The sequence below is a fragment of the Alkalinema pantanalense CENA528 genome (assembly GCF_050753345.1).
GTDB lineage: Bacteria > Cyanobacteriota > Cyanobacteriia > Leptolyngbyales > Leptolyngbyaceae > Alkalinema > Alkalinema pantanalense.
Genome location: NZ_JBLZFX010000038.1, coordinates 46,521 through 54,113, shown reverse-complemented (window position 1 = coordinate 54,113; position 7,593 = coordinate 46,521). Strand labels below are relative to the sequence as shown.

Here is a 7,593-nt window from a genome sequence, read left to right as displayed (position 1 = left end):
GACAAAAACCCCGCCCCCAACCCAATGCCCGCCACCTGCGGCAACCGAAATCGGCCATCCGGCCCCCGATCGGCCACCTCCCCAGTCCCCTCAGCCACCGCCTGTTCCCGTGCCTTTAATTTCTGCTTCAAATCCATCAAATAAACAATCACCCCCATCAGCCCCGCAAAACTAAACGAGATCGCCGCATTGGGCAAAACCCGACCCACCCACGCCCCCAGCGCCGCTGTCACCATCCCAAACAGCGCCAACACGATCGACGATCGGCCATCCCACTGACCCTTACGCCAATTCTGCACCGTCCCCGACACCGCACTCAGCCACACCCCCACCAAACTCGTCGCCGTCGCCTGAACCAACGGAATCGACCACAAACTCAGCACCGGAACAATCAACAACCCCCCACCAATCCCCAAAATTCCCGCCACCGCCCCCGTCACAATCCCCAGCCCAAACAACCCCAACAAACTTTCCGGCATCGCGATCGTCGCCGCATCCAACAACCCTAACAGCACCCCTAATACCCCCCTAACTTGCCACGACGCTTCGTTTCCCGCTCCGCCCAACCAAACAGCAACAGTCCGATCGTCAAATACACCCCACCATTCAGCAGCGCGATCGTCAACGCCGTCCCATCCAACCCTGTATCCCGCGCCATCAAATTCCGCAACAGCCCCGCCCCCGGACTCATCGGCAAAAAGTAACCCACAACGTGCCCAACCCCCGTCCATTCCTCCGTCGGAGCCGTCAACAAAAACAACAACGCAAATTGAAAAATTGCCAACACCTGTTGAATTCGTTTAAACAACAGCGAAATACCACCCATGACAAACCCCAATCCATAGGCCCCCATCAATACCGTTGCCAATGGCAAAATTAGCGTAATGGGAAACGATAAATACCGCCCCGTCAACACCATAATGATCGACAAAATAACACCTAGCAAAATCAACTGAATCGCCAAATCCGCGATCGCCCGCACCAAAAACAACGTCCTCGCCCCAAAGCTAGTCAGAAACAACTGTTCCAGCGTGCCCGTTTGCGCCTCACTTTGCAGCGTGCCCGCAATATCCGTAATTACAAAAATCGACAACGACCACAACAAATACCCCACAATCACACTATCCAACTTATCCCCAAACTGAATCGGCCCCGCAATATACTGCGCACTCAAAAACAACCCATAAAACACCGACGTAATAATAAACACGCCCCCGATCGACTCCGCCGGATAGCGCTTAAACTGAATCCAAGCCCGCTTAAACTCCGCCAAAAACAATCGCAAAATATCCAACATCTGCGTCGATCGCGGAACCTTTATGCCCCTAACCTTCATGCCCCTAACCTTCATGCCCCTAACCTTCATGCCCTTAACCTTCGTCACTCGCCTACTCCTGCACCAGTTGTAGAAAAATATCCGTCAAATTCGCCCGATCGCGCTCAATCCGAAGAATCGGTAAAGGTTGCAAAACTGCCAACACTGCGTACAATAAATCCGTATCCGCTAAATGTAACGCCTGCGATGTTGCATCAACCTCCAAACCCAACTGCGCTAATTTAGCTTGTCGATCGACTCCGATCGATTGCTCCAATACAATGCGATAGGCGCTGCTGGAAAATTCCTGAATTAGTTCCGCCGTCTGCTTCTCCGCCACAATCCGACCTTGCCGAATCACCGCCACCCGATCGCTCAACTCCTCCGCAATATCCAACTGGTGGGTCGTCAGCAAAATCCCCCGGCCCTCCGCCGCAATTTCCCGCACCAACCGCTTCACCGTTTGCGTCGCTTCCACATCCAACCCCAGGGTCGGCTCATCCAGCAGCACCAATTGCGGTTCATGAATCAGCGCCACCGCGATCGCCACCTTTTGCTGCATCCCACGGGACAATTGCTGCACCACCGTTTTGCGTTTATGCATTAACTCAAAGCGCTCCAGCAACCGGTGCCCCCGCTGCCGAGCCTCCCGCGCCGACAGCCCCCGCAACACCCCGAAATATTCTAAATTCTCCTCTGGTGTTAACCGCCAATAGAGATTGCGATTGCCCTCCAACACCGCACCCAACGATCGCAGCGCCGAGGGATCCCGATGGGGATTCTGACCCACCACCGCCACCTGCCCCCGATCGGGCATGATCAATCCCGTAATCATTTTGATCGTGGTCGTCTTACCCGCCCCATTCGGCCCCAGAAACGCCAGGACTTCCCCCGCCGCTAAATGCAGCGAAACGTTATCTACTGCGTGGATCCGTTTACCTTGATTCACATAATGCTTTTGTAAATGAGTTACTTGGAGAAGCGTCATAGCCGATCACATGCACCAGACAGGAATGGATCTATCCTACGCACCCCTACCCGAAAATGGCGGTCGATCGGGAAACGATTCCAGTAATTTGGAAGATGATCGGTAGACTTCAGAAAAACTGATCACTGTTTTGGCAAATTTGTCAATAATTTGTAGAAATTGCTACGCCACAGATCTGGATTTATATTAAGAATTATGACCAGCAAGTAATGGTTTCCTAACCGAAATCGTGTCTTCTACTCTCTCAAGGAAGGATGCCTGTGAATTCAACTCTGCAACGCCATGCGGTGAGTGATGATCTCATTGCTCAGTTCTTTAAAAGTTCCGCTGGGCAATGGCGATCGGAACGTCGCTACTTTACACTGCCCGATGGAGAAGTCCAGGAAGTCGAAAGCCTGATCACGGTTCAGTTCCTCGCCCAGGGTTGCGATGAGTTGCGGCACTTGGCCCAGTTACATGATTTGGCAGATATGGATTATATGACCTGTGGTGCCAGCGTCACCTGGGACAGCAAAAATTCCATTCTCGGCAAAAATATGTCTAAAGGATCCACCCTGTTTGGCATTGCCGATGGGTTAATGTACCGCGATCGAGGTTTCGCCACGCCCAAACCGATCGTCGCCAGCTTCTCCATGACCAACCCAGAAACCCTCTGCCTCCGCACCGAGTACCAAGGCTCCGTGTTTGAAGAGGAAGTCAAACTCATCGGGACCAAATACCGCACCCGCCAAACCATTATTTCCCGAGCTGGGGAAGAACAAATGATTGGCCAATACCTAGAAAAACGGGTTGCTTAGTCTCACTCCGGTGCATAACGGCCACCCATTAGATCGGGCCTTGATCCAACAGAAAACCCCTAGACGGATCCCGTCTAGGGGCTAATTTTAGAATCGAGCTAAACAGTCAGATTCCAAGGGAGTTGAACTTACACCATATCGGCAGGCAGAGACGGGAAGCGCTTGTAGGGCACCACATCTTCGCCAAAGAAGCGATTGTACTCAGCGGTATTTAGCAACGCTTCGACTACAGCTGCAAAGCCTTCCGTTTGCAGCAATTGGCTGTACTGGAGTTTTTCCACATCCGTCGCGATCGCCCGACCCAACAGATGGCGCAACAACAGTTCAGCCTGTTTTGCAACGGGGAACTTACCAAACCGCGCAGTGTAAGCGTCCGAAGTCACCACCGCCCGGACAAATTCCCGCACGCTTAGACCTTCCGCCAGTTGAGCTTCCCCAGCAGCTAGACGGAACTCAGCCGGAATTGCATCCACAGCCACATCCATCACTTGGGCGTAAACTGCGTTAGCGACCACTGCCGAACCATCCACCGACAATCGCACAATCTTGGTCGGTGCTTGGCTCACCACTGCCGATGCACTGCCACCGGAAACCCGTGCAGAACCAGCCAACACAGCTTCATTGTTAGCCGCGATCGCGCTGGCGGTGAGCGGTAGGCTTGCTCCATCCACCTTAGAGGTCACCGGATCAAAGCTGGGCACTTCCAAGCGCTTGTTTTGCTTGGTGAGCTTGTTGTACAGCCGTTGGGTATTGGGATAGTTAGCCGCAGGCAGGGTCAGATAGCGGTTGTAAGGTACCGTATCTTCGTTGAAGGCCGTCAGGTACTCAGGGCTGTTCACCATGGAGTGGATAAACGCCTTCAAGCCTTGGCTAGACAGGATGGCATTGTACTTGCGGATTTCAGCCTGATCCAACGGAGCCCGACCGAGGAAGTGCTTGGTACCCAGTTCGATCACCTTGGTGTTCGGGTAGGGCGCATAGAACTCCTTGATGTAGAGCTTGGACGAACCCAGTCCCTCAATGAATTCCTTGACGGTGATTTCGCCGTTGCGCAGGCGGCTTTCCAGGACAGTGAACTCGTTGTCGGTGATGTAGGGGGCAATGTCGCGCTCGAAGATTTGCCGATAGGCCGCGTTGATAACCACTTCCAGGTTGGGCTTGTCGGCCAAGCTGGTGAGCTTGAACACCTTCGTTTGCACCCGCTTCTTGGTAACCCCTTGGTTGGAGCGGAAGGTAATGTCGGGCTGAGTCCGCATCTCGGTGACTTCGCCCAGGGTGACAAAGCGAGGAGTAGGAACTTCCGAGGTAGTCTTAGCCAACAGGCGATCGCCCATGGAGCCGACACGGTTGTTCCGAGCGGAGTAGCCCGCAGCGGTGATGTAGCGCTCGTAGGGAACGGTATCTTCGCTGAAGGTCTGGTAGTACTCTTCGGTGTCCAGAATCGCATCCACGACCGCGTAGAAGCCTTTCTTGGAAGCAAGATCGAAGTATTTATTCGTCTCTTGGCGACCGTAGGTAGGACGACCCAACAGACGACGGTGCAAGAACTCGATCGCCTTCATGACATAGAGCGGCGTCCAGTACAGCTTGCGGTACAGCTCAGACTTAGCCAAGCGACGGACAAACTCCCGTACGCTAATGTCACCGTTTTCCAGTTGGATTTCATCCAAGGTGAGGCGTTGACCCGCGTAGACATCGCGCCCAATCACTTGCAAGTAGCAAGCCCGGATGACTGCCTGAGCAGAGCTTTCCGAGAACTTGGTGCTGATGCCCTTGGTGGAAGGAGATTTGTACGCACCAATGCCACTGCGGGAAATCCCGGTGAAGCTAGGCAGCTGATCCAACTTGAAGACCTTGGGCCCCAAGGTACCGGGGTTGACGCCACGGGCACCAGGGTTGCCCAGCTGGTTGTTGATGCCAGGGCCTCGGGTGATCAGGACGCGACGGGTATCCTTGCCAAAGGGCGCAGGATTGCTGTTGGGGTTGCGGGTTTCCTTCGGGAAGATCGCTCCAAACTGGTTTTCGATCGGGTCGTGACCGCGACCGTAAACGTGCTGTTCCGGCAGGGGTTGGTCGTAGGCCGCAAAGGTCGTGATGAACTGCGGTACCTTGCGGAAAGGTGCACTGTAATTGAACAAGTCTTGCTGGGGGCCCCAGTTGCGGCATTCCTGGGCTTCTTGACCCAAGCCCCGCAGGTAGGGAACGGTTTCTTCCCCGAAGTAGTCCGCGTACTCCGTGGAGTCCACCAACGCATCCACCAGGGCGGACAGGCCACCGGAGGAAACGATCGAGAAATATTTTTGAACTTCCTCACGGGAAGAAGGACCCCGACCTAGGATATGCCGGAAGGCCAACTCCAGTGCACGGCTGTTGATGTAGGGTTCAAAGAAGTTCTTGCGGTAGAGCGGAGACTTGCAGAGGCGACGAACAAACTCCTTCATGGAGATTTCGTTGTTCTTCACCTTGGATTCCAAGTCAGAGATGGCCAAGGAGTAAGCACGGGTGATATCGCGCTCAAAGACTTGGCGATAGGCAGCCCGAATTACTTCGTTTTTCTCCGAAGCAGATAAACCAGGCTTCATAACAAACTTCTGACGACGCTCCGCAGCATTGAAGTAGATCTGAGGCAACTTCAAGCCTTGCAGGTCAGAGGAGGGCCGTTGACGCAGCTTATCCGAGGGCGCAGCGGCTTGGAATTCGCTCACCAACACTGTGAAGTACTGGTCAACAATTTCAGCAGCGGCGTCATCGCCTTTAAAGTAAGCTACAGCCGCTGCCCGCATTTCTTGCAGTGCAACAATGGTTGCTGCTGCGGAGCAGACGCCTTCGATGATTTCCCGTAGACCGCGAGTGTTGACTTCGACGATGCTGGGGTCTCCGGCCACGATCGCATAGGTCGTATAGCGCAGGAACCAGCTCAGGTCGCGCAGGGACTTGGCCATATTGGACGGGCCATAGCGGGCCACGTTAATCGGACGGAATCCGGCAGGAATGGGGCCAGTGCTGGAACCGGACACAACCGATCGCAAGCCACCAAAGAAGCCACCGCCACTGCTAGCAGCTTCCGCATAGGTGACGGTTCCCAACTTCATGCTTTCCTGCATGTCCAGAACCGTCCCCGCGATCGTCATCGTCGGGGCATCCGCCGGGGGCTTCTCCAAGAATGCCATCGGCGAACCGCCCGTAAAGATACGGTTAGCAGCGCGGGATACGATCAGTTCAGAGTTCCGAGTCAAAATCTCTGCAATCTCAATCCGCTTCGCACCGGATGCAAAGAACTGGGTCAGTTGTTCCAGTTCGCTGCGCCCCAAGTAGCGATCTTGCTGCTCAGCTTGGGAAATCGCGGATAGGGCGGCGGTTTGATAAAGTTGCGGGCGTGCTAAAGAGCTTCCACCACTTGCCTTAACACTCATCGGATTCTAAAGCTCCCTACGGATCTACGGTGTTAAATCTGACTTTCACCGGAGGCCCCTTGCAATGGAGGCCCTCGGCGTTAGCTCATATCTATTTCAGATTAGAACGATTCATGTCCCCTAACGAGCTTTGTAAACAACTGTGTAGAGCAATGAAAGGTTCATTAGTAGACCATCATAGGGAATTACGGAACCGCTTCTGAGAAGGCGTATACGTTTCGTTACAAAATCTGAGTGGGGACAGAAGGAATCCTTCAATCCCCACGGATCCTTAAATTTACTTGAAGGATTCCTGAACCACCGTGATAAACCAACCAATGAGGACAATGACGGCTAGCGGCGTCAGCAGCGCTTTTATGAGTCCCACCCAAGCCTCGATCGCGGGATTAGCGGCACCAAACCCAGCGGAGAATAACAGGACTAATGATAGTCCTGTTACAAAGAAAAACATCCACTTCAGGCTCAGGAAAGACAACTGCACCGGCGCAGAGTACGGGAGTGAGGCTTTGGCGTGGGAAGAACGGTAGCTGCGAGAGGGAGCGGATTTTTGGCCCGATTGTGTGGTCATGGCGATAGACTGGAGTTGAGTTTCAAGTTGAGTTTCTAAGCGAGTCAGGCGTAGATCGATGTCATCTTGACGAACGTGAAATTGGTCGAGCCGCTTGAACCAATCCGTCACTGCTTGAGAACGCTCTAACGCGGCTTCAGACCGTGGGCCGATCGAGGGTACGCTCTCAGATAAGGTTTCATTTCTGGCAGCTATTGCAGGGGGTTGAGGTACATCGCGAGTCATAGTGTTTCCTCCGTGGTAATCCGTAATCGTCTGATGTCTGATCGTCTTGACTCCTCACTGAAAAAGCCAAACTGAAAAATCAAACTGAAAAATCCAGGTTAAAAGTCCAAGTTATCTGTTAGGAAAACTCAAGTTAAGCGATTGATTCACTAGCTAACGCTTGCCTAACACCTGTCATTGTCGTCAGGTACTACAGATAAGACAATCCGATCCTGTCGGATCTTTCGGATACCCTAGAATCCTTAAATGTTGGGACTTGTCAGATTTTGTCGGATCTTGTTCCCTTT

At 53.4% G+C, this 7,593-nt stretch carries 6 protein-coding genes; 1 reads left to right on the top strand and 5 read right to left on the bottom strand.

Annotated elements, in window-relative coordinates; translation table 11 throughout:
- From ACN4EG_RS14110 to ACN4EG_RS14100, 3 genes are all read right to left on the bottom strand, one after another.
- The coding region (locus ACN4EG_RS14110) for a sulfite exporter TauE/SafE family protein (protein ID WP_431630319.1) at positions 1-515 on the bottom strand (515 nt) is incomplete at its 3' end.
- Positions 516-517: 2 nt separating this feature from the next.
- Positions 518-1,384, bottom strand: a complete 867-nt coding sequence (locus ACN4EG_RS14105) for an ABC transporter permease (RefSeq protein WP_431630318.1) — start codon at positions 1,382-1,384, stop codon at positions 518-520.
- Positions 1,385-1,388: 4 nt separating this feature from the next.
- Positions 1,389-2,303 (bottom strand): ABC transporter ATP-binding protein, encoded by a 915-nt coding sequence (locus ACN4EG_RS14100; RefSeq protein WP_431630317.1) that lies wholly within the window; start codon positions 2,301-2,303, stop codon positions 1,389-1,391.
- 254 nt (positions 2,304-2,557) lie between these two features.
- Between ACN4EG_RS14100 and ACN4EG_RS14095 the strand changes: the two genes are divergently transcribed.
- Positions 2,558-3,100 carry a phycobiliprotein lyase gene (locus ACN4EG_RS14095; protein ID WP_431630315.1) on the top strand — a complete coding sequence of 181 codons (543 nt, stop codon included), beginning with the start codon at positions 2,558-2,560 and terminating at the stop codon, positions 3,098-3,100.
- Positions 3,101-3,228: 128 nt separating this feature from the next.
- On the opposite strand, the gene ACN4EG_RS14090 is transcribed toward ACN4EG_RS14095, so the two are convergent.
- Entirely contained in the window at positions 3,229-6,513 is a 3,285-nt protein-coding gene (locus ACN4EG_RS14090; RefSeq protein ID WP_431630313.1) for a phycobilisome rod-core linker polypeptide, read from the bottom strand.
- Positions 6,514-6,790: 277 nt separating this feature from the next.
- Complete coding sequence (locus tag ACN4EG_RS14085; protein ID WP_431630312.1) at positions 6,791-7,306, bottom strand: hypothetical protein; 516 nt, start codon at positions 7,304-7,306, stop codon at positions 6,791-6,793.
- Positions 7,307-7,593 lie beyond the last annotated feature (287 nt).